Source organism: Haloarchaeobius baliensis, assembly GCF_052060055.1.
Taxonomy (GTDB): Archaea; Halobacteriota; Halobacteria; order Halobacteriales; family Natrialbaceae; genus Haloarchaeobius; species Haloarchaeobius baliensis.
In genome coordinates, this window is record NZ_JBPPFR010000001.1 from 1910997 (window position 1) to 1932242 (window position 21246).

Annotated in this window: 25 protein-coding genes and 2 tRNA genes; 5 read left to right on the top strand and 22 right to left on the bottom strand. The window is 68.3% G+C overall.

Features of this window, described 5'->3' with window-relative positions:
* Position 1: 1 nt before the first annotated feature.
* A complete protein-coding gene (locus ACSG06_RS09745; protein WP_440990070.1) occupies positions 2-1354 on the bottom strand; it encodes an RNase J family beta-CASP ribonuclease in 1353 nt (450 codons plus the stop codon).
* A 329-nt stretch (positions 1355-1683) separates the two neighbouring features.
* Between ACSG06_RS09745 and ACSG06_RS09750 the strand changes: the two genes are divergently transcribed.
* Entirely contained in the window at positions 1684-1938 is a 255-nt protein-coding gene (locus ACSG06_RS09750; protein WP_440990071.1) for an AN1-type zinc finger domain-containing protein, read from the top strand.
* Between the two features lie 24 nt (positions 1939-1962).
* On the opposite strand, the gene ACSG06_RS09755 is transcribed toward ACSG06_RS09750, so the two are convergent.
* Both ACSG06_RS09755 and mvk read right to left on the bottom strand, forming a co-directional pair.
* On the bottom strand, positions 1963-2694 hold the full coding sequence (locus tag ACSG06_RS09755; protein ID WP_440990072.1) for an isopentenyl phosphate kinase: 732 nt from the start codon (positions 2692-2694) through the stop codon (positions 1963-1965).
* Complete coding sequence (mvk, locus tag ACSG06_RS09760) at positions 2691-3677, bottom strand: mevalonate kinase (protein ID WP_440990073.1); 987 nt, start codon at positions 3675-3677, stop codon at positions 2691-2693. The genes ACSG06_RS09755 and mvk overlap by 4 nt, the downstream gene beginning before the upstream one ends.
* A 101-nt stretch (positions 3678-3778) precedes the next feature.
* On the opposite strand from mvk, the gene ACSG06_RS09765 reads away from it, so the two are divergent.
* On the top strand, positions 3779-5563 hold the full coding sequence (locus tag ACSG06_RS09765; protein ID WP_440990074.1) for a histidine kinase N-terminal 7TM domain-containing protein: 1785 nt from the start codon (positions 3779-3781) through the stop codon (positions 5561-5563).
* Between the two features lie 44 nt (positions 5564-5607).
* Here the strand turns inward: ACSG06_RS09765 and rpsB are convergent, their stop codons facing one another.
* From rpsB to ACSG06_RS09840, 15 genes are all read right to left on the bottom strand, one after another.
* Positions 5608-6390 carry a 30S ribosomal protein S2 gene (gene rpsB, locus ACSG06_RS09770; protein WP_440990075.1) on the bottom strand — a complete coding sequence of 261 codons (783 nt, stop codon included), beginning with the start codon at positions 6388-6390 and terminating at the stop codon, positions 5608-5610.
* Positions 6387-7592 (bottom strand): phosphopyruvate hydratase, encoded by a 1206-nt coding sequence (eno, locus tag ACSG06_RS09775; RefSeq protein WP_440990076.1) that lies wholly within the window; start codon positions 7590-7592, stop codon positions 6387-6389. Before eno ends, rpsB begins: the two co-directional genes overlap by 4 nt.
* Positions 7589-7768, bottom strand: coding sequence for a DNA-directed RNA polymerase subunit K (locus tag ACSG06_RS09780; RefSeq protein ID WP_440990077.1), 180 nt, complete (start codon positions 7766-7768; stop codon positions 7589-7591). Before ACSG06_RS09780 ends, eno begins: the two co-directional genes overlap by 4 nt.
* Complete coding sequence (locus ACSG06_RS09785; RefSeq protein ID WP_256300202.1) at positions 7768-7962, bottom strand: DNA-directed RNA polymerase subunit N; 195 nt, start codon at positions 7960-7962, stop codon at positions 7768-7770. Before ACSG06_RS09785 ends, ACSG06_RS09780 begins: the two co-directional genes overlap by 1 nt.
* Positions 7963-7974: 12 nt before the next feature.
* Positions 7975-8370 carry a 30S ribosomal protein S9 gene (locus tag ACSG06_RS09790; protein WP_440990078.1) on the bottom strand — a complete coding sequence of 132 codons (396 nt, stop codon included), beginning with the start codon at positions 8368-8370 and terminating at the stop codon, positions 7975-7977.
* Positions 8364-8801, bottom strand: a complete 438-nt coding sequence (locus tag ACSG06_RS09795) for a 50S ribosomal protein L13 (RefSeq protein WP_440990079.1) — start codon at positions 8799-8801, stop codon at positions 8364-8366. Before ACSG06_RS09795 ends, ACSG06_RS09790 begins: the two co-directional genes overlap by 7 nt.
* Positions 8798-9172, bottom strand: a complete 375-nt coding sequence (locus ACSG06_RS09800; RefSeq protein WP_440990305.1) for a 50S ribosomal protein L18e — start codon at positions 9170-9172, stop codon at positions 8798-8800. Before ACSG06_RS09800 ends, ACSG06_RS09795 begins: the two co-directional genes overlap by 4 nt.
* Positions 9173-9181: 9 nt before the next feature.
* Positions 9182-9266, bottom strand: a tRNA-Leu gene (locus ACSG06_RS09805).
* A gap of 161 nt (positions 9267-9427) precedes the next feature.
* Positions 9428-10174 (bottom strand): DNA-directed RNA polymerase subunit D, encoded by a 747-nt coding sequence (locus ACSG06_RS09810; RefSeq protein WP_440990080.1) that lies wholly within the window; start codon positions 10172-10174, stop codon positions 9428-9430.
* Positions 10175-10177: 3 nt separating this feature from the next.
* Positions 10178-10570, bottom strand: coding sequence for a 30S ribosomal protein S11 (locus ACSG06_RS09815; RefSeq protein WP_440990081.1), 393 nt, complete (start codon positions 10568-10570; stop codon positions 10178-10180).
* Between the two features lies 1 nt (position 10571).
* On the bottom strand, positions 10572-11093 hold the full coding sequence (locus tag ACSG06_RS09820; protein ID WP_440990082.1) for a 30S ribosomal protein S4: 522 nt from the start codon (positions 11091-11093) through the stop codon (positions 10572-10574).
* Positions 11093-11605, bottom strand: a complete 513-nt coding sequence (locus ACSG06_RS09825; protein ID WP_440990083.1) for a 30S ribosomal protein S13 — start codon at positions 11603-11605, stop codon at positions 11093-11095. The genes ACSG06_RS09820 and ACSG06_RS09825 overlap by 1 nt, the downstream gene beginning before the upstream one ends.
* 79 nt (positions 11606-11684) lie before the next feature.
* A tRNA-Ser gene (locus tag ACSG06_RS09830) sits at positions 11685-11769 on the bottom strand.
* Between the two features lie 152 nt (positions 11770-11921).
* Entirely contained in the window at positions 11922-13016 is a 1095-nt protein-coding gene (moaA, locus tag ACSG06_RS09835) for a GTP 3',8-cyclase MoaA (protein WP_440990084.1), read from the bottom strand.
* Positions 13017-13122: 106 nt separating this feature from the next.
* A complete protein-coding gene (locus tag ACSG06_RS09840; RefSeq protein WP_440990085.1) occupies positions 13123-15003 on the bottom strand; it encodes an ABC transporter ATP-binding protein in 1881 nt (626 codons plus the stop codon).
* A 519-nt stretch (positions 15004-15522) separates the two neighbouring features.
* Here ACSG06_RS09840 and ACSG06_RS09845 point away from each other — a divergent pair.
* A complete protein-coding gene (locus tag ACSG06_RS09845; protein WP_440990086.1) occupies positions 15523-16473 on the top strand; it encodes a DUF7351 domain-containing protein in 951 nt (316 codons plus the stop codon).
* A 22-nt stretch (positions 16474-16495) separates the two neighbouring features.
* Here the strand turns inward: ACSG06_RS09845 and ACSG06_RS09850 are convergent, their stop codons facing one another.
* From ACSG06_RS09850 to ACSG06_RS09860, 3 genes are all read right to left on the bottom strand, one after another.
* Complete coding sequence (locus ACSG06_RS09850; RefSeq protein ID WP_440990087.1) at positions 16496-17683, bottom strand: MFS transporter; 1188 nt, start codon at positions 17681-17683, stop codon at positions 16496-16498.
* Positions 17684-17746: 63 nt separating this feature from the next.
* Positions 17747-18460 (bottom strand): archaeal proteasome endopeptidase complex subunit alpha, encoded by a 714-nt coding sequence (locus ACSG06_RS09855; RefSeq protein WP_440990088.1) that lies wholly within the window; start codon positions 18458-18460, stop codon positions 17747-17749.
* Positions 18461-19150 carry an Ntn hydrolase family protein gene (locus ACSG06_RS09860; RefSeq protein WP_440990089.1) on the bottom strand — a complete coding sequence of 230 codons (690 nt, stop codon included), beginning with the start codon at positions 19148-19150 and terminating at the stop codon, positions 18461-18463. It abuts the gene before it with no gap.
* Positions 19151-19273: 123 nt separating this feature from the next.
* Between ACSG06_RS09860 and ACSG06_RS09865 the strand changes: the two genes are divergently transcribed.
* Together ACSG06_RS09865 and ACSG06_RS09870 are read left to right on the top strand one after the other, a co-directional pair.
* A complete protein-coding gene (locus ACSG06_RS09865) occupies positions 19274-20317 on the top strand; it encodes an Mrp/NBP35 family ATP-binding protein (RefSeq protein ID WP_440990090.1) in 1044 nt (347 codons plus the stop codon).
* A gap of 6 nt (positions 20318-20323) precedes the next feature.
* A complete protein-coding gene (locus ACSG06_RS09870) occupies positions 20324-20593 on the top strand; it encodes a DUF7976 family protein (RefSeq protein WP_440990091.1) in 270 nt (89 codons plus the stop codon).
* Between the two features lie 34 nt (positions 20594-20627).
* Here ACSG06_RS09870 and ACSG06_RS09875 read toward each other — a convergent pair whose 3' ends face one another.
* The gene (locus ACSG06_RS09875) at positions 20628-21191 is read right to left on the bottom strand and encodes a heme NO-binding domain-containing protein (protein ID WP_440990092.1); all 564 of its coding nucleotides are present in this window, start codon (positions 21189-21191) and stop codon (positions 20628-20630) included.
* Between the last annotated feature and the right edge of the window lie 55 nt (positions 21192-21246).

Sequence of the window (21246 nt, forward strand, 5' to 3'; positions counted from 1 at the left end):
GTCACTCGGTCAGCTGGATGAGGTTGCCGTTGCGGGTGACGTGGAGGTCGCGACCCATCTTGTAGCCCTCGCTCTCGCAGAGGTTGACGTAGCCGCTGAAGCCGCTCATGTCCTGGTGGGCCGGGATGATGTTCTGGGGCTGGAGCGCCTGCAGCATCTCGTAGTGGCCCTCCTGGTTCAGGTGGCCGGAGACGTGGATGTCGTCGTAGATGCGGGCGCCCTGCATGCCGAGCAGGCGCTCGGACTGGTAGCGCTGGCCCTCGTTCGTCGGCTCCGGGATGACCCGGGCCGAGAAGATGACCTTGTCGCCGTCCTCCAGTTCGTAGGGAGTCTCGCCGCGACCCATCCGGGTGAGCATCGCGCGCGGCTCGCCCTGGTGGCCCGTGACGATGGGCAGGAAGTTGCCCTTGCCCTCCTTCATGACCCGCTTGAACGTGCGGTCGACGGACTTCCGGTGGCCGAACATCCCGAGGTCACCCGGGAAGTCGACGAAGCCGAGCCGTTCGGCGGTGCCGGAGTACTTCTCCATCGAGCGCCCGAGCAGGACCGGCTGACGGCCAATGTCGCGGGCGAACTCGACGAGGGACTTCACGCGGGCGATGTGGCTGGAGAACGTCGTGGCGACGATGCCGCCGGTGTAGTCCTCCAGCGAGTACATCACGTCCTTGAGGTGGCGCCGTGCGACGGCCTCGCTGGGCGTGCGACCCTTCTTGTTCGCGTTGGTACAGTCCTCGATGTACGCCAGCACGCCGTTGCCCTCGCGACCGATCTCGCGGAACCGCTTCATGTCGATGGGGTCGCCGATGACCGGCGTGTGGTCCATGCGCTTGTCGAGGCCGTAGACGACCGCGCCTTCGGGCGTGTGCAGGACCGGGTTGATGGCGTCGATGATGGAGTGGGTGACGTTGACGAACTCGAGCTCGACCTGCCCGGAGTCGCCGATGGTCATCGTCTCGCCCGCGTCCATCTTCACGAGGTCGTTCTCGACCCCGAACTTCTGCTCGCTCTCGACCTGCTGCTTGACGAGCTCGATGGTGAACGGTGTCGCCACGACGGGTGCGTCGTAGCGGTGGGCCAGCTTCGAGATGGCCCCGATGTGGTCGAGGTGGCCGTGCGTCGGCACGATGGCCTGCACGTCGCCCTCGAGGTCGCTCATGATCCGGTCGTCCGGGATGGCCCCCATGTCGATGAGGTCCAGGCTGTGCATCTTCTCGGTCTCGACGTTGTCGTGGATGAGAACCTGCGAGAGGTTCAGACCCATGTCGAAGACGACGACGTCGTCGCCGGCTCGAACGGCAGTCATCTGCCGGCCGACTTCCTCGTATCCGCCAATGGTTGCGATTTCGATTTCCATGGTTGGTAGCACCGAAATACCGCGTCTCGGTATGTGCAAACTCCCCCGGAGAACGGAACGCTACGCCCCGGCGTCTTACAGCGCGTCGGCGCACATCCCGCTATGTGGCCGCGGGCGCTGTCGGGGATGCCGACATCGTCGCGACCACACTTACCCGCGGGGTCTGTTAGCCGACCATTCTCGGCCCGAGGTTAAAAGCACGTGGGTTACGCCGCGAGGACACTCGCCGGACCCATCGCCAGACCTCCCGGCCGGCCCGACAACCGACCCCGTGAACGATGCGTGTGAACAGTCCACAGGTTTAACTTTCACTGCGCCCAACCCGAGGTATGGCGTCGTGCTCGTTCTGCGGTCGGGAGGTCGAGGGCATCCCGTACTCCTGCAACGAGTGCGGCGAGACCCTCTGTGGACGCCACCGCCTCCCCGAGCGCCACGACTGCAGCGGGCTCGCACGGGTCGACGACCGACCCGACGACGGTGCGGGGTTCATCGGACGGTCAGACGACCACGAACCGAAGGAGAGCAGCGTCGTCGGGCGGGCACTCGACGCGATGCTGTCCCCGCTCCGCCGGCTCCGACGGTAACCGACAGTTACTCGCGACCGCTGTTCAGTCGACCGTCGTCCCCGGCGTCTCGCCCGCGAGGAACGCCGAGAGGTCGTCCAGTCCGAACACGCTCGCTGGCGTCGGCAGGTCGAGCAGCGTCCGCACCTTCCCGGCCATCCCGCCTGAGACGTCCGTCGACTCCGCCCCGCCGAGCGCTTCGGCGGCGTCCTCGAACCGGTCGATCCTCGGGATGACGTCGCCGTCGGTATCCAGAACCCCGGGTACCGTCGAGCAGAGTCCGACTCGTTCGGCGTCGAGGCTCCGCGCGAGCGAGGTGACGATCTCGTCCCCCGACAGCACCGTCACGCCCTCGCCACGGTGCGCGACGACGTCGCCGTGGAGCACCGGGACGAATCCCTCTGCACGGAGCGTCGCGACCTGCGCTGCCGGCAGGGTCAACTCGCCCCCGGTATCGCGGCTCGCCGCCGAGAGCGGGTGCACCGGCACGGCGGGAACGTCCCGGTCGTGGAGACGCCGCAGGACCAGTCCGTTCAGTGCCTTCATCGCCGCGTGGATCTCGGTGACACCCTCGATGTCGTGTGTCCCCTCGGTCGTGCTGACGCCGTACGCCTCGGCGTTGTGATGTCCGAAGCTCCCACCCCCGTGGACGATGACGAGGTCGTCCGCCGCCCGGGCGACCGCGTCCGCGGCCCGGTCCAGCGCCGCGCCGTCGACGGTCTCCGCGCGGTCCTTGTCGGTGATGACCGAGCCGCCGAGCTTGAGGACGGTCGTCACGAGACCACCACCCCGTCACGGGCGAGCGCTGCACGGAACACCGCCTCGCAGGACTGCGAGTACGACAGTGCCGTCTCCGTCGCCGGGGAGTCGTCGAGGGCGACGATACAGCCACCACCCCCGGCACCGGTCAGCTTCGCGCCGTAGGCACCCGCCTCGCGAGCGGTCCACACCATCTCGTCGAGCGAGCGCGAGGAGACGCCGAGTGCCTCCAGCAGTCCGTGGTCGAAGTCCATCAGCCGTCCGAGCTCGTCGAGCGACGGGTCGTCGGCCGTCAGGACGGTCTCGCCACGGCGGACGACGTCGCCGATGGCGGTGACGGTGTCCGCCGCGAACTCGTAGCGCTCGCGCAGGTCGCGCACGCCTGCGACGAGCTTCCCGGTGTCACCGCTCCCGCCGTCGAAGCCGATGACGAACGGGAGGTCCGGCGCGTCGAGGGTGCGGCAGTCGTCGCCCTCGACCCGCACCGCGCCACCCATCGCCGAGCAGAACGTGTCCGCCCGCGACGCCTGGCCGTCCTGCACCGCGAGTTCGACCTGATACGCCCGGTCCGCGACCTCGCGCGGGTCGAGCTCGACCCCGAGCTCCGCCGCCGTCGCCGCGATGGTGGCGACGACGACCGCCGCCGACGAGCCCAGGCCGGCACCGAGCGGAATCTCGCTCTCGACGGTGACGTCGAAGCCCGCGTCCGGCTCGTCGCAGGCGTCGCGTGCCTGTTCGACCGCGCCGTCGACGTACTCCGTCGCCGCCTCCAGCAGTTCGGTCGGCACCTCGACGCCGAGCTCGTCCGTCGCCGCGCCGTACTCGACCGTGAACCCCTCTATCTCGAGGTCGCGTGCGTCGACCCTGAGACGAGCGTCCGTGCGCTCTTCGACCGTGACGGTCGCCCGCCGCTCGACCGCGCAGGGGACCGCCGGCTCGCCGTAGACGACCGCGTGCTCCCCGAAGAGGTACACCTTCCCGGGAGCGCTTGCCGTGACCATACCGTCTCTCTCCCCGCCACTCGTATCAGTGTTGCCGATTCCGGCCCCACAGGACAGCCAGAACACTCCTAAGGGCTGCGCCCGTGAATCCTGTCACGCTCGTGCAACCACTCCTCGTCGCGTATCTCGCCAGTCTGGCGTTCTCCGCACTCCTGGCACCCACCCTGGCGGTCCAGGTCTGGCGGCGACACGACCGGCCCGGCGCCCGCTGGTTCGTCTTCGCCCTCGCCAGCGTCGCCCTCTGGAGCGGCGCCCAGTTCGTGAGCGCGCTCCAGCCCACGAAAGCCGCCTCGATGCCGTTCTTCAAGCTCGTCTACGTCGGCGCCGTCTCGCTCGTCGTCGCGATGCTGCTGTTCACGCTCGCGTACACCGGCCGCGACCACCTGATTACCCGACGCCTGCTCGCACTGCTGGCGGTCGAGCCGCTCGTCGTCCTCGCGCTCGTGTTCACCACGGAGCAGCACTCGTACTTCCACCGGACGATCGCCCTCGACCCGGCGACCGGACAGCTGCTCACCGTACAGTACGCCATCGGCTTCCACCTCCACATGGTCTACTCGTCGGTGCTGCTCGCCATCAGCACCGCCCTCCTCGTCCAGCTGGCGATGCGCGCCAGGGACCTCTACCGCTGGCAGGCGATCGCCCTCGTCGCTGCCGTCGCGCTCCCCTGGGCGGGCAGCATCGCCGACGTCGTCTCGACGAGCGGCCTCAGCTACACCGAACCCTCGTTCGCGTTCAGCGTCATCGCGCTCTGGGTCGGCCTCTTCTGGTACGACCTCATCGACGTCCCACCGGTGGCGCGTGCGACCGTGCTCGAGACCCTCTCCGACGGCGTCCTCGTCGTCGACCGGCGGGGCCGCCTGGTCGACCTGAACCCAGCCGCCAAGGAGCTGCTGGGGCTCGACGAGGCCGCCGTCGGCGACCAGGCGACGTCGGTGCTGGCCTCCCACCCCGACCTGCGTGACAGCGTCGACGGTCCTGGGCCCCCATCCGGTACCGTCACCATCGAGACCAGCGACGGCGAACGGCACCTCGAGGTCACGCAGACACCGCTCGCAGCCCGCGGTGGGAACGTGTTCGTCCTTCGCGACGTGACCGGGCGTATCGAGCGCGAACGCGAGCTCGAACGACAGAACGAGCGCCTCGACCAGTTCGCCGGCGTCGTCAGCCACGACCTCCGGAACCCGCTGAACGTCGCGGAGGGCTACGTCGACCTGCTGGAGGACCACGTCGACAGCCAGGAGACTGCGGGCTACATCGCGGAGGTCCAGACCAGCCACGACCGCATGGACCGCATCGTCGACGACGTGCTCGCACTCGCCCGCGAAGGCGACTCCGTCGAGGACCCCGAACCCGTCGCCCTCGACGGCGTCGTCGCCGACGCCTGGGCCCAGGTCGACACCGCAGACGCCGCCCTCGTCTGTGACATCGACCGGACCGTCCACGGCGACGCCGGCCAGCTCCAGCGCAGCTTCGAGAACCTGTTCCGCAACGCCGTCGAGCACGGCTCGACGAGCCCTCGTTCGACTTCGTCTCACGAGGACGCGGTGGAACACGGTTCCACGAACCACCGTTCGAACGCTCGCGGGGAGCGCACGGACCACGCCGGACGGGACGTGACCGTCACCGTCGGGGAACTCGAGGACGGCGAAGGCTTCTTCGTCGCCGACGACGGCCCCGGCATCCCGCCGACCGAGCGCGACCGCATCCTCGACTCCGGCTACTCCGGCAGCGATGGCGGCACCGGACTCGGACTCGCCATCGTCGACAGCGTCGTCCGCGCCCACGGCTGGACGCTCGCGGTCACCGACGCCGAGTCCGGCGGCGCCCGTTTCGAGGTCCGGGACGTCGAGTTCGTCGCCGCCGGAGCAGAGACCACCGCGTAGCGCCGCCGCTGCGCCGCGGTGAGAAACAGGAAAAGTCGACCAGTTCAGATACCGCTCTCGAAGTCGTCCAGCGAGTACGTCGGCTCGGCACCGCGGCGGTCGAGCGTCTCGTTGGCGAGCAGCCAGTAGACGACCGACAGCGCCTTGCGCCCCTTGTTGTTCGTCGGGACGACGAGGTCGACGTTGCTCGTCTGGTTGTTCGAGTCGCACATCGCGATGACCGGGATGCCGACCGTGATGGCCTCCTTGACGGCCTGTGCGTCACCGATGGGGTCGGTGACGACCACGACGTCCGGCTCGATGTAGCCGTCGTACTTCGGGTTCGTCAGCGTGCCGGGGATGAACCGGCCCGTCCGGGCGCGCGCGCCGACCGCGTCGGCGAACTTCTCAGCCGGGAAGCGACCGTACTGGCGCGAGGACGTGACGAGGATCTGCTCGGGACTGTAGTTCGACAGGAAGTCCGCGGCCGTGCGGATGCGGCTGTCGGTCATCCCGACGTCGAGGACGTACAGTCCGTCGGTCCGGACGCGGTGGATGAACCGCTCCATGTCCTTCGTCTTCTGCTGGGTACCGATGTGGACACCGGCACCGAGGTAGTCCTCGACGGGGATGAGGAGGTCGGCCTCGTCGTCGGCCATGACGTCCTCGTCCAGCGCGGACTCCTCCTCTGCTGGTTCGGCCTCGGCCTCGGCGGCCTCGGCGTCCTGTTCCTCGGCGGGCGCGGCGTCCTCGACGGGTGCCTCGTCGGCCGCCTCGTCGGCGGCGTCGAGGTCCACGTCGGAGTCGGACGCGTCGAGCCCCTCCTGTTCGGGTTCCTGGTCTGTCATAGTGCGTCGTCTGCGATTCGGATGAGTTCGTTCAGCTTGGCGGTTCGCTCGCCGCCGACCGCGCCGGTCTTGATGAACGGCGCGTCGGTCGCGACGGCGAGGTGTGCGATGGTCGTGTCCTCGGTCTCGCCCGAGCGGTGGGAGATGACCGGGTCGTAGCCGTTCCGGACCGCGAGCTCGACTGCGTCGAACGCGTCGGTCAGCGTCCCGATCTGGTTCGGCTTGATGAGGATGCTGTTGCCGGCGCCGAGCTCGATGCCGGTCGAGAGCCGCGCCGTGTTGGTGACGAACAGGTCGTCGCCACAGACGAGCGTGCGGTGACCCACGCGGTCCGTGAGTTCGGCGTAGCTCTCGTAGTCGTCCTCGTCGAGGGGGTCCTCGACGTAGACGAGGTCGTACTCGTCGACGAGTCCGGCGATGTAGTCGATCTGCTCGTCGGTCGTGCGCGACTCGTCGCCGTAGCGGTAGACCTCCTCGTCGGCGTCGTACAGCTCTGCGGCGGCCACGTCGAGCCCGAAGCCGACCTCGAAGCCGACCTCGTCCTCGACCAGACTCGTCGCTTCCTCGACGACCTCGAACGCCTCGGCGTCGTCGATCGAGGGCGCCCAGGCACCCTCGTCGCCCTTGCCGCAGGGCACACCGCGCTCGTCGAGCAGGTCCGCGACGGCCTCGTGGACCGCCGCGTTCGCGAACACCGCATCAGCGACGTTCGGCGCACCGACGGGGGCGGCGAGGAACTCCTGGATGTGGGTCGCATCGGCAGCGTGTTCGCCGCCGCCGACGACGTTGCCCAGCGGAACCGGGAAGTTCTCGCCGCGGAACGCACCGCCGAGGTGCTGGAACAGCGGCGCACCGAGCACGTCCGCACCGGCCTTCGCCGCCGCCATCGAGATGGCGACCGCGCTGTTCGCGCCGATGCCGGAGAAGTCGTCGGTGCCGTCGGCCGCGTGGAGTGCGGCGTCGACCTCGCGCTGGTTCCCGGCGTAGACGTGGCCGACGAGACGCGGGATGGCGTCCTCGCGTGCGTTCGCGATGGCCTCGCCCGGTGGGAGCTCCACCGCCTCGTACTCGCCCGTGCTCGCACCCGACGGTGCGGCTGCACGGCCGAAGCCGCCGCTCTCTGTGAGCACGTCGGCCTCGACCGTGGGGTTGCCACGGGAGTCGAGCACGCGCCGGAGTCGAACGTCGCTGACGAGCGTCATTCGTCCCCTCGCTTGACCGTGAAGGGGAGCGCATCCGCGTCGTACTCCTCCGCGGCGACGAGGATCGGCTCCGTCTGGTCCGTCTCGATGAGGACCGGTGCGCCGTAGGACACCTGCAGCGCTCGCGCGCCGAGGATGCGTGCCTTCTCGTACCGGTTGTATCGTTGTCGGGGCATTACTGGTAGGGGCTCACGATGTCGACGAGGTCCTTGTGCGAGACGAGCATGCGCCGGCAGCAGTAGCGGTCGACGCCCAGCTCGTCGAGCACCTCCTCGGGGTCCTCGTCGTCCTCTCGGGTCCGCGCCTTGAACTCCTCCCAGTGCTCGCCGACGACGTTGCCGCACGTGAAACACCGGACTGGTACCATCATGGTCTGATCACCTTAGCGGTAGGACTTCTGGTAGCGGGCCCGGGCGCCGGGACCGCCCCACTTCTTGGGTTCGGACTGGCGGACGTCGTTCACGAGCAGCGAGCGGTCGAACTCCATGTACGCGTCGCGGAGTTCGGCGTCGCCGGCGTGCTGGACGAGGCCACGGGCGATCGCGGTGCGCACCGCGTCGGCCTGGCCGCTGATGCCGCCACCGGAGACCTCGACGTCGACGTCCACGTCGTCGCGGACGCCGTCGACGATGCGGAACGGCTCCAGCATCTTCAGCCGGGAGATCTCCGGCTCGACGAGCTCGACCGGCTTCGAGTTGATTCGGACGCGACCCTCGCCTTCCTTGACGGTCGCGCGGGCGATGGCCGTCTTCTTCTTACCTGATGTGTTCGTTACCATGTGACGTTAGCACCCAGTTCAGCCGAGACCTCCCCCAGCTGGACGAACTTGATGTTCGAGAGTCGATCCAGCGACGTGCCGTCGAGCACCTCGCCGTCCTCGTCGTACGGGTTGCCGACGTAGACGCGGACGCCCTCGAAGGCCTCGCGGCCTGCCGTCGTCTTGTACGGCATCATGCCGCGGATGGACCGCTTGAAGATGCGGTCCGGGCGCTTCGGGTAGTACGGGCCGCTGTCGGAGCCGACGTCGACACGCTTCCGGTAGGTCGACATGATGTCGTCCTCCGAACCCGTGATGACCGCCTCCTCGGCGTTGACGACCGCGATGGTCTCGCCGTCGAGTGCGCGCTCTGCGACCAGGGACGCGACGCGACCGAGGATACAGTCGCTGGCGTCCACGACGACGTCTGCGTCGAACTCTGCGAGACTCATCGGATCACCCGGACGTTCGAGCCCTCGGGGTTCTGTTCGATTGCCTGTTCCAGTTCGAGCGATTCGCCGACCTGGTCGATCTTGGTCTGCGCGGACGACGAGAAGTCGACCGCCGCGACCGTGACCGACTTCGAGAGGGCACCCGAACCGAGCACCTTGCCCGGCACGATGACCGTCTCGTCTTCCTGTGCGTATCGCTCGATCCGACCGAGATTGACCTCCGCGTGCGTGCGGCGGGGCTTCTCGAGTCGGGTTGCTACGTCGCTCCAGACGTCAGCATCCTTGTCTCTGGACACCGACTTCAGCTCGGCGATGAGACTGCTGAGCCGTGGGTTTGTCTTACTCATGACTTTCCTCCTGCTAGTTTCGATAGAAGTGGATGCAGGGAGCAGGATTTGAACCTGCGGACCCCTATGGGACAGCGCCCTGAACGCTGCGCCGTTGGCCAGACTTGGCTATCCCTGCTCGCACCCTTGCGGGTACACATCCCTTCTGTGCCCCCCTTCAAACCACTTTCGATTGTCGACCACGAGTCGGGGACGGGAGCGTCGTCGCTCCGCGTGCGAGACCACGTGGTCTCGCCCCCGCGTGCAGCCGTCAGGGTGTGGATTGAAGAGGTCATGTTCTTACAACGATACCGCGTCTTCGAGCTCGACCGCCCGCGACTCGATGGAGTCGGTCGCGCGCTCGACGAGCTCCTCGACCGTCATCGATCCGTCGGTCTCGACGTGGAACACGAACGCGTTCTCGACGTCGTGGACCGCGACCTCCTTCCCGGGGAACCGTTCGGTGAGGTCGTGGTCGAACTCGGCCGTGTCGACCAGTTCGCCGTCGATCTCGACGACGCCTCGGACGATGTTCGGTTCGCTCTCCTCGAACTCGTCGGCGTCGCCGACGACCTCCACACGCTGGAGGTGCCGGTAGCCGACCGAGACGCCGCCCTGGTGCTTGGCGTGTGCCTTGCCGGTTTCGAGGACCGCGTCGGCTTCGAGTTCGAGACGCTGGCCGTCCTTCAGCTCGATGATGGGGACGTTCTGGTCCGCGGGTTGGACCATCTCGTCAGCGCTGACGAGGTCGCCCGAGTACGCCGTCGCCGGGCCCTCCACGTCGATGGAGAGCGTGACGACGTCGTCCTCGTCGAACTCGTTCGGCGGCGTCGTGAGCGGCACGAGCCCCAGACGGAGCGCGATCTGCTCGTCGAACATCACCGACGAGTTCTCGATGACGCGCACCTCGTCGATGGCGAGGGTCGGCACGTCGGCAATCATCGTCCGCCGGATGCCGTTCGCGAACGCGGGGGTCACCCCGCGAACGAGGAACAGCGCCTTCCGGTCGCCGCGTTCGACGAACTCGACCTCGTAGTCCTCGTCCATGGCTCAGAACCCGCCCTTGCCCTTCGGTGCTCGGGACCCGTCGTGCGGGATCGGCGTGACGTCCTCGATGCGGCCGATCTCGAAGTCCTCGCGAGCGAGTGCGCGGATCGCTGCCTGCGCACCCGGCCCGGGGGACTTCTGCAGGTTGCCACCGGGGCCGCGCACGCGGACGTGCAGGCCCTCGATGCCGGCCGCACGGATCTCGTCCGCGATGGACTCGACCATCTGCATCGCCGCGTAGGGCGAGGCCTCGTCGCGGTTCTGCTTGACAGCAGTCCCGCCGGAGGACTTCGCGATGGTCTCCGCGCCGGTCAGGTCCGTGACCGTCATGACGGTGTTGTTGAACGATGCGTGTACGTGGGCGACGCCCCACTTGTCCTCTTGCTGTTCTGCCATATTACTGACCCTCCGCGCGCTCGGGGTGCAGGTCGTCCGCGAGCGGACTGTTCTCGTCGAACGCGATGCTGTCCTCCTCGGAGACCTCGACCGTGTACGAGGGCACGCGGACGCGTGCGCCGTCGACGGTGATGTGTCCGTGGACGATGAACTGCCGCGCCTGGCTGGTCGTGTTGGCCAGCCCCTTGCGGTAGGCCACCGTCTGGAGGCGACGTTCGAGGATGTCGGAGATCTCGAGCGACAGGACCTGATCGAGTCGGTCCTCCTCGTCGAGGATGCCGATGCGCTTGAGTCGCGTGAGGAAGTCGCCGCCTGCGGTGGCGACCTCGTCCTCGGACTGGGTCTGGCCGAGCAGGTCACGGGCCTCGCGACGGTAGTCGCGCAGCTCGGACTGTGCTCGCCAGAGCTCCTCCTTGTTCTTCAGGCCGTAGCGCTCGACGAGGCTGTGCTCCTCGCTGATGCGCTCGCCCTGCCACGGGTGGTTCGGCGTCTCGTAGGACTTCGTGTTGCTACCGAGCGCCATTATTCGTCACCCTCCGCTTCTTCGGCTTCCTGCTCCCGGATCTCCTCGACGTTGACGCCGATGGTACCCTCGGTACGACCGGTGGACTTCGTGCGCTGACCGCGCACCTTCTGTCCCTTCTTGTGCCGGACGCCCTTGTAGGAGCTGATCATCTTCATGCGGTTGATGTCGTAGCGGCGCGACATCTGGAGGTCGTTGCCGACCTCGTGGGTGGTCTCGCCGGTGTAGAAGTCGTTCTGGCGGTTGGCGAGCCAGCTCGGGACTTCGTCGGCGTACTCCTCTACTTTCTCGACGACGGCGTCGATCGCGTCGTCGTCCAGACGGCCGAACGTAGCCGTCCGGTCGACGCCCGCCTTGTCGGCGATGATACGCGCCGTGCGTCGGCCGATGCCGTTCATCTCGATGAGCGAGCGTTCGACGGACTTCGTCCCATCGAGGTCTGTCTGCCCGATGCGGACGAAGTACTGAAGGTCTTCGTCGTCTTGCTCGTCCTGTGGTTCTTCTGCACTCATGTGTGATGGTGTGCGAAGTGCCCGATGCACTTCTGGTTGGATGGTCACACCGTGCCCAAATGCCGGTGTGAAGGTCCGACGTCGTGGCTGGGATTCGAACCCAGGAGGCTTGACGCCACAGAGTTAGCAACCCTGCGCCTTGGGCCAGGCTTGGCTACCACGACTCGCGTGTTTATCTTCGCCCTCTCGGACTCGGGACCGATGCCCCTACAGCGTAGTGCGTCTTCACGTATTCCGGTACACTACTTAAGCCCAACGGAACGCCCCCGTGGTGAGGAACCGTCGCATGCGGGCGATTCCGGGGGGTGACGGCGGCTCAGTCGGTGGAGCTGTAGCCGTCCTCGACCCCGCCGTCGTACGCGGGTTGGGGCTCCGAGCCCGCGTCCGTGTCGGCGGTCGACTCGTCCTCGGGCGCGTCCAGATACTTCTCGTTCATCTCCCACTCGCCGTCGCCGTTCCGGACCATGTACTCGCCGTAGAAGGGGACGCGGTTGGCGACCGTCTCGCGGAACGTCTCTCGAATCTCGTCCGTCGTCATCTCGCCCATGGAGCGCAGGTCGTCGTTCCGGTTGAGACAGCCCTTCAGGTAGCCGTCGTGCGTGACCCGCACCCGGTGGCAGTTCGCACAGAACGTCGGGTTCTCGACGGGGTCAACGATCTCGACCATGCCGCCGGTCGCCTCGTCGACGTCGCCGTCTTCCGGCGCGTCCTCGTCGCGAATCCAGTACCGTCGTCGGTCGTGCATCTCGCGGTGTTCGACCCGGTCGGCGCGCTCGCCCAGCCAGTCGTGGACGCGGTCGATGTCGATGGCCCACTCGGGCTTGCCGACCAGCTCGGGCATGTACTCGATGAGCTGGAGCCGGAGCCCGTCGTTCTCCGCGACGTGGTCGACCATCTCGGGGACGTAGCCCGCGGTCTTCTCGAAGACGACCATGTTGAGCTTCACCGGCGCGAGCCCTGCGTCGAGGGCGGCCTCGACGCCCTCCAGCACTCGGTCGTACGCGCCGGACTTCGTGACCGCGGCGAACTGCTCGGGGTCGAGCGCGTCCTGCGAGACGTTCACCCGCGAGAGCCCGGCGTCGACGAGGGCCTCGGCTCGCCCGGGCAGGAACGTCCCGTTCGTCGTCATCGAGGCCTCCATCGAGTCGGGCGTTCGCCGGATGATCTCCTCCAGGTCCTGGCGGAGCATCGGCTCGCCGCCGGTGAACTTCACGCTGTCGACGCCGAACTCGGCGGCGACCTCCAGGAAGCGGACCACGTCGTCGGCGCTCATCTCGTGGTCCTGGGGGGCCATCGGGCCGCGCGTGTCGCCCAGCCCCTCGTTGTGGCAGTAGACGCAGTCGAAGTTGCACCGGTCGGTCAGCGAGACCCGGACCCCGGAGACCTCCCGACCGAACTCGTCTGCGAGCATATGTCACACAGTCGGTTCGGACGCGCATAAAACCGCCGTCGAGATGCGGCGGAACTGACCGGTTTCGGGCGACGGAACCGGCGGTGATCGGGTGGTCTCGGCGAGGTCACATCCCCGGAATCGTCTCCAGCTCGCCGGCCTGCACGCCCCAGAGGTCGGCGTACGTGCCGTCCACGGCGAGCAGTTCGTCGTGCGTGCCGCGCTCCTCGACCCACCCCTCCTCCAGTACGAGGATCTGGTCGGCGTCCTTCACCGTCGAGAGCCGGTGGGCGATGGCGACCACGGTTCGGTCCTCGACGAGGTCCTCGATGCTCTCCTGGATGCGGAGCTCGGTCTCCGTGTCCACGTCGGAGGTCGCCTCGTCGAGCAGGAGGATGTCGGGGTCACGGAGCAGCACGCGGGCGATGCCGATGCGCTGGCGCTGGCCACCCGACAGCTTGACGCCGCGCTCGCCGACCTCGGTGTCGTAGCCGTCCGAGAAGTCGGTGATGAACTCGTGGGCGTCGGCGGCCTTCGCAGCCTGCCGAATCTCCTCGTCGGTCGCGTCGAACTGGCCGTAGGCGATGTTGTCGCGGACGCTCCCGTAGAACAGGTAGGTGTCCTGACTGACGTAGCCCACGGCGTCGCGCAGGCTCGCCGGGGTCACTTCCCGGATGTCCTGTCCGTCCACGCGGATGCACCCATCGTCGACGTCGTAGAGTCGGAGCAGGAGCTTGAGGACCGTCGACTTGCCGGCCCCGGTCGGGCCGACGAGCGCGAGCATCTCCCCGCCGGAGACGTCGAAGGAGACGTCCTCCAGCACCGTCTCGTCGTCCTCGTAGCCGAACGTCACGTCGTCGTACTCGACGCGGCCCCCGGAGACGGCGAGGTCGGGCAGGTCATCGTCGGCCCCGAGCGTCTTCGGCTCGTCCATCAGCCCGAAGATGCGCTCGGCCGAGGCGCGGGCGTTCTGGTAGAGGTTGACGAGTTCGCCGAACTGGCTCATCGGCCAGATGAACCGCTGGCCCAGGTAGACGAACGCGACGAACGTCCCGACGCTGAGCGAACCGCTCATTAACGGCGGGGCCTGGTCCGTCAGCACCCAGTGGCCACCGACGGCGAACGTGAGCACGAACCCCACGCCGGCGGTGAGCCGGAGGCCCGGGAAGAACTTCACGCGCGTCGTGATGGCGTCCCAGTTCCGCTCGAAGTACTCGTTCGAGGCGTCGGTGACGCGGTCGGCCTCGAAGTCCTCCGTCGTGCTGGCCTTGATGACCTCGATGCCGCCGAGGTTGTTCTCCAGCCGGGAGTTCAGCTGCCCGACCGTCGAGCGCACCTCTGAGTACATCGGCTGGATGATCTGGACGAACTTGTAGGTGAAGTAGCCGATGAGCGGCACCGTCACCATCGTCAGGATGGCGAGCTGCCACTGGAGGTACGCGAGCAGCACCGCGGTCACGCCGACGTTCACCACGAGCATCGTGGCGATGAACAGCCCGCCGTTGAGGAACTGCTCCAGCCGGTTCACGTCGTTGTTCAGCACGCTCATCAGCTCGCCGGTCTGCTTGTCGGCGAAGAACTCGTAGTCCAGTCGCTGCATGGCGTCGTAGCTGTCCGACCGGACGGTGTGCTGGACGGACTGGGCGAACGAGTTCAGCCCGAGCCCCATCAGCCAGGTGAACACGGTCGAGCAGACGTAGGTCAGTCCCACGAGCGCGACCGAGAACCAGAACTGACCGGTCCGCGTGCCGGGGACGACCGCCTGGGGCACCAGCGGCAGCGAGTACTGCGGCTTCGTCTGCAGGAACACCGCGTCGATGGTCTCGGCGAGCACGTACGTCGGCAGCAGCGCCATCGTGTGGGCGGCCAGGCCCATGACGATGCCGCCGACGATTGCCAGCCAGTGCTCCCGGCCGTACTCCCTGAACAGGCGGACCATCGGTCGGTCCACCCGCTCCCGTTGCTCCTCGAACGTATCGTCGTCGTCGTCGTGTGGTGTGTCCGTCATCGTGTCGTCGGTGGTGTCCGTGGTCGTCGCAGGCGTCTTCGTCCGAACCGCCCTGTCCGGTGCGTCGCGGTCGCGGGGGTCGCGCCGGTCGTCGGCCCGTCGCTCTGTGCGGGCGTCGTCTCGTGGATCTGTTCCGTCGTGGTTTCGTGCGTCGTGGCTGCGATGGTCTCGTACATGGTGTGTTCCTCACGGATGGTCCGTGTGTGTCGCCCGACGAGTGTGGCGTCGGGCGTCGATGCTCCAGTCCGTCGAGCGGTCGGTCGGTGGGGAGTCGCCGGAGCAGCCGCAGTGCCGCGGCTACGGCCGAGACGTGACCGACCGCGCCACCCGGCCCGGGTGGCGGGAAGAATCAGGCTTCGAAGTCGGGGACCTGGAGCATCGTTTTCCTCGTTCGAATCGTCGACCCCCAGTATAAAGAAATTGTTCGACCCATGTTACCATGCATCGATACGGTTTCGGCTGTCCACGACGGTCACCGCGGGCAGCAGACCTTTGCCTCGTCGGGGACTACGCGGTGCCATGACCGACGGCGACGACGCGAGCGATGCCTTCGGCGCGCTCGGCAGCGAGACCCGGATGGGCGTCCTGCGGACGCTCGTCGAGGACGGCGGGCCCGTCGACCGCTCGTTCTCGGAGCTGTTCGACGCCAGCGACGAGGACACCTCCGCCGGCTTCGCCTACCACCTCCGCCAGCTCGTCGGCACGTTCGTCCGGAAGCGCGAGGACGAGCGCTACGAGCCCACCGACGCCGGCCTGCGAGTCGCCCGCGGCATCGCCGCTGGCGCGTACACCGACAGCGTCGACCGCGAACCTGTCGGCCTCGACGACCCCTGTCCGTTCTGCGACGAACAGGGGCTCGAAGCCCGTGTCGCCGACAACGTCACCACGGTCGGCTGTACCGCCTGCGAACGCGACCTGCTCGAACTCCCGTTCCCGCCGGCCGGCTACGCGACCCACGACGACGAAAACCTCCCCGCCGCCTTCGACCGGTACCACCGCCACCGCATCGGCGCGTTCGACGACGGCGTCTGCCCGACCTGTGGTGGGACGGTACATGCGCGGGTCGAACCCGTGGATGAGGACGACGCCCGGCCGAGCGACGAGGAACCAGCCGACGAACCGCGACCCGTCACCGCCCGGTACGCCTGCGAGGGCTGTGGCGACCGGCTGCGCTGTCCCGTCGCGCTCACCGTCTTCGACCACCCGAGCGTCGTCGCCTTCTACCACGACCACGACGAGGACGTGACCGACCGCCCCGTCTGGAACGTCGGCGGCGAGTGGCGCGAGTCGCTGCTCTCGACCGACCCGCTCGCCGTGCGCGTCACGACAAGACTCGACGACGAGGAGCTGGTGCTGTACGTCGGCCGCGACGGCTCGGTCGTCGAGCACCAGCGCCGGACGGTCGAGACGGCGACGCCCGAGGCCGGCGACGCGACCGACGCGGAGGTTGCCGAGGCGGAGTCAGTCTGATTCTGAAGATTCTGTCGACCACTCACGACGGCTGTTCCTGAACCCGTGGCGCGACCCGCCGAACCGCAGGCAACGCCACCAGCGCGATGGCGAGTTCCAGCCCGCCGACGACGAGGAACGCCGTCAGGTAGTTCGCCGACTCGACGACGAGTCCGCCGACGAGGAAGCCGCTCAGGAAGCCGAGGCTCCCGAACACGTTGAACCCGCCCATGGCGGCCCCGCGCTGGTCCGTGGCGGCGATGTCGGTCACGAGTGCCATCGTCGCCGGGGCCATCAGCGCGCCACAGACCCCGGCGGCGACCATCGCGAGCGCTGCCAGCGGGTAGACCGGCGCGACGCCGACCGCGACGATGGTCAGCCCGTAGACGACCGAGCCGCCGACGACCGGGAGGAACCGGCCGATCCGGTCCGAGAGCGAACCGAAGGGATACTGCAGCAGTGCGAAGGGCAGGAAGAAGCAGGCGAGCGTCAGCCCGGCCATCGCGGCGTCGAGGCCGAACACGTCCCGGAAGTAGTAGACGCCCACCAGCGAGAAGAAGCCGGCCGTCGAGCGGTCGATGAAACCGAAGGCGTAGGGAACCCCGAGCGACGGGCGGTCGCGGAGCCGGTCGAGGATGGCACCGACCCCGGGACTCTTCGAGGGCGTGCGGTCGGGCACTGTCGCGGCGAGAAGCCCCGCCGCGAGCAGGACGGCGGCGCTCGCGTACAGCGGCGTCAGGGCCCCGACGGTCGAGAGCTGGCCACCGACGACGGAGCCGAGCGCGGCCCCGAGCCCGATTGCGATACCGGCCGCGCCCATGTTCCGGCCGTGACCGCCCGAGAGGTCCATCAGCATCGTGATGGCGAGCGAGAACGCCCCGATGGTCAGCGCACCGCCGACGAGACGGACCACGAGGACGGCCTCCCAGCCGAGTCCGAGCGAGGGGAGCTGGGTCAGCACGAGATAGCAGGCAGCCCCGCCGGCGGCACCGACGACGACCCACGGCACGCGCTTGCCGGTCACGTCGCTGACGACGCCCCAGACACCCGCGAACGTGACGAACGCCGCGAACTCCGCGACGAGGAACCACATCCCGGCCTGGATGCCCGGCGGCGCGCCGAGCGCGCTCACGAGGTCCGAGAGGCCGGGGTAGAGGAACACCTGCGACACGAGCACGCCCCAGACGACCACCGCGAGGCGGAGCCGAGCGGAGCGTGCAGTCGTTTCCATGTCGACCTATCAGACACGAGGGGACAAAACGGATGCGCCTTCGAACGGCTCGCGGGGGACCGCTTACGACGCGCCGCCGAAGTGGCCGGCGACCGTGTCGGTGTCCACGGTCCGGAAGCCGTCGGCGTCCATCGTCGCGACGGCGACCTCCGCTGCGGTGAGGTCAGCCGCGCCGGCGCGCAACGCGTCCAGCGCGAGTGCGAGGCCGTCGGCGGTGTCGAGGCCGTCCGTGTACTCGGTTTCGAGATAGTCCCGGATCACGTCGCCGTCGCTCCCGACGGCGGTCGCGCGCCAGGCCGAGGGCGTCCCCGAAGGGTCGGTCTCGTACAGCCGTGGCTCGCCGTCGGTGACACCGCCGACGAGCAGGCCGACGCCGAACGGACGCATCCCGCCGGTCTGGGTAGACTCCTGGACGACGTCGGCGATGGCCTTCGCGGTGGTCTCCACGCCGGGGGCGTCACCGTAGCGGAGCCGCTCCGTCTGGGCGAACCGGCGCGCCTCGTCGACCAGCCGACGGGCGTCGGCGACGTGGCCCGCGCTCGCGATGCCGAGGCGACCGTCCACGTCGTGGATCTTCTCCACGCTGTCCCGTTCGAGCAGGGGCGACCGCGTGCTGGTGTCCGAGGCGAACACGACGCTCTCGGCGGTCGTCACGCCGACGGTCGCGCTTCCCTTCCGGACGGCCTCGCGGGCGTACTCGACCTGGTAGAGCCGGCCGTCGGGGGAGAAGATGCTGGTGCCGCGGTCGTAGCTCCGCCGGTCGCTGTCGCCCTGCATCTACACCCCCTCCCCCGGCTCGGCTGCTTCGTCCATCTCGACGCCCTCGGCCGTCACCGTGGCGACGCTGACGCCGTTGCCGCTGGCGGTGTCCCGCTCGCTGGCCGCGGCGACCGCGTCGGCGGCGAGTTCGCGGGCCGAGTCGACGCTCTCGACGGTTTCGGCGCGCCCCTCGAGCGTGCCGTAGGCGACCTGCATCCCGCTGCCGCCGGCGGCGTAGTCGGTCTCCATGACACTGCCACCGCCGTCGAGCTCGTAGACCGCGGGGCCGCTCTCGTCCACGCCTGCGAGCACGACCTGCGCGGGGATACCGCGGACCAGGTTGCCCGCGACGTTCGCCAGCGCCTCGGTCGAGAGCCGGTCGCCCCGACGGGCCTCGTACAGGTTCGCCTCAGCGCGGAGGGTGTCCGTGAACGACTGGAGCGGGCCGACCGAGCCGGAGAGCGCGAGCGCGGCGCGGTCGGTGATCCGCTCGACCTTCGTCACGTCCTTGTTGGCGACGAACTGACCACCGAGGCTGGCCCGGCGGTCGGCCGCGACGACGACCGCCCCCGGGGCAGTCAGCGCGACGATGGTCGTACCGGTCTCGAGGGTCGGTGCGTCGTCGCCGGGCTGGTCGCGTCTGCCGGCCGCCGCGTGCTGGACCGAGAACTCGGTGCGCCTGTCCGTCCGGATAGCTGGGTCGGGCATGGAAGAGTGCAGGGCCCACCGATGGAAAAGTGTTAGCTAAAGAATATTTTAGCCGCCGGACTTCCCTTCCCAGCTGCTCCCGGCTTCGAAGCCCTTACCATCCGTTCGCCCGGAGAAGGAGACATGGACGAAGACGCCGTCCTCGACCGTCTCGGGACCGTCGAGGACCCCGACCTCGGTGACGACATCGTGTCGCTCGGACTGGTCAACGACGTATCGGTCGACGGCGACACCGTCGCCATCTCGCTCGCGCTCGGCGCGCCGTACTCCCCGAACGAGACCGACATCGCGAACGCGGTGCGCGAGGCCTTCTCGGACACCGACGTCGAGCTGGACCTCTCCGCACGCATCGTCGACGACCTCGCCGCCGGCGACGAGGTGTTCCCCAACGTCGAGAACGTCATCGCGGTCGCCTCCGGCAAGGGCGGCGTCGGGAAGTCGACGATGGCGGTGAACATCGCCGCCGGGCTGGCCGACATGGGCGCGAGCGTCGGGCTCTTCGACGCCGACGTGTACGGTCCGAACGTCCCGCGGATGGTCGACGCGGACGAGCCGCCGGGCGCGACCGAGGACGAGAAGCTCGTTCCCCCGGAACAGTTCGGGATGAAGCTGATGTCGATGGCGTTCCTCGTCGGCGAGGACGACCCCGTCATCTGGCGCGGCCCGATGGTCCACAAGGTGCTCACGCAGCTCTGGGAGGACGTGGAGTGGGGCCACCTCGACTACATGGTCATCGACCTCCCGCCGGGCACCGGCGACACGCAGCTGACGCTGCTCCAGACCGTTCCCGTCACCGGGTCGGTCATCGTCACGACGCCCCAGGAGGTCGCACTCGACGACGCCCGCAAGGGCCTGGAGATGTTCGGCAAGCACGACACCGTCGTCCTCGGCATCGCGGAGAACATGGCGACGTTCAGGTGCCCCGACTGCGGCGGCGAACACGCCATCTTCGGCGAGGGTGGCGGCGAGCGCTTCGCCGACGTCCACGACATGCCGTTCCTCGGGTCGGTGCCGCTCGACCCCGCGGTCCGAACCGGCGGCGACGAGGGCCGGCCGGTCGTCCTCGACACGGACAGCGACACCGGTGCGGCCTTCAGGGAGATCACGGAGAACGTCGCGAACAACGTCGGCTTCGTCCGGCGACAGAAGCAGGCGAACACACGGTGATCGACGATGGGTGACGACAGCGCCGAGGCCGGGCGCGACGGGGGCGACGGCGGTCCGTCGGACCCGCTCCCCGAACACGACCCGGAGACCGTCGCGTTCCTCAGGGAGGTCGCCGAGGAGATCCGCGCCGAGAGCTCCGAGTCCGAGCAGCTCGCGAACATCCTCTACCGCACCAGCGACATCTACGACGCTGACGAGGAGACCACCCCCGAGGACGTGATCCGGAACGTGAAGTTCATCCTCGAGGTGAAAGAGCGCGGCGGGCTCGGTCGGTAGTCCGGGCCGCCCGGTGGTGTCCGTTTCTCCGGCCTCAGTCGGACGCGAACGGTTCCTCGGGCCGCCGGACGACGAGGTCGCAGTGCGGGTCGCCCTCCAGCTGGCAGGTCCGGTGGTCGACCCGATACATCTCGTCGTAGTGCTCGCCGACCCCGTCGATGATGCCCTCTGCGAGCATGCAGAGCTGGCGGTCGGACCCGTACCGGACGACGACGGCGTCTTCTCCGAGGCGCTTCGACTGGAGCTTCGGCGGCGTGAACTCCGAGAGCTGCTTCGCCCGCAGCGCCCGGTGGATGTACGTCTCCGTGTTCGCGAGGAGGTCCAGCCCGGTCCACTCGCCGTCGACGTGGACGCCGTAGGTCTCGACGAGCGGCCCGACCGCGTAGCGACCGAACTCGTAGAGCAGGTCCGCCTCGTCCTCGCCCGAGAGCGCCGATGCCGCCGACACCAGCGCGAGCGTCTCCTCGTCGGTGTACTCGCTGACCGGCACGTACAGCTTGCCCGGGACGCCCGCCTCCTCCTGGATCGCCCGCCAGGTCTCTGTGTCGTACCTATCGACGACGAAGTCCTTGAGGGACTTCGGAACGATTCCGTGCATACGTGCCCAGGCAATCGTTTACGACCAGTGGACATATACTTACCCCATAGCCTCT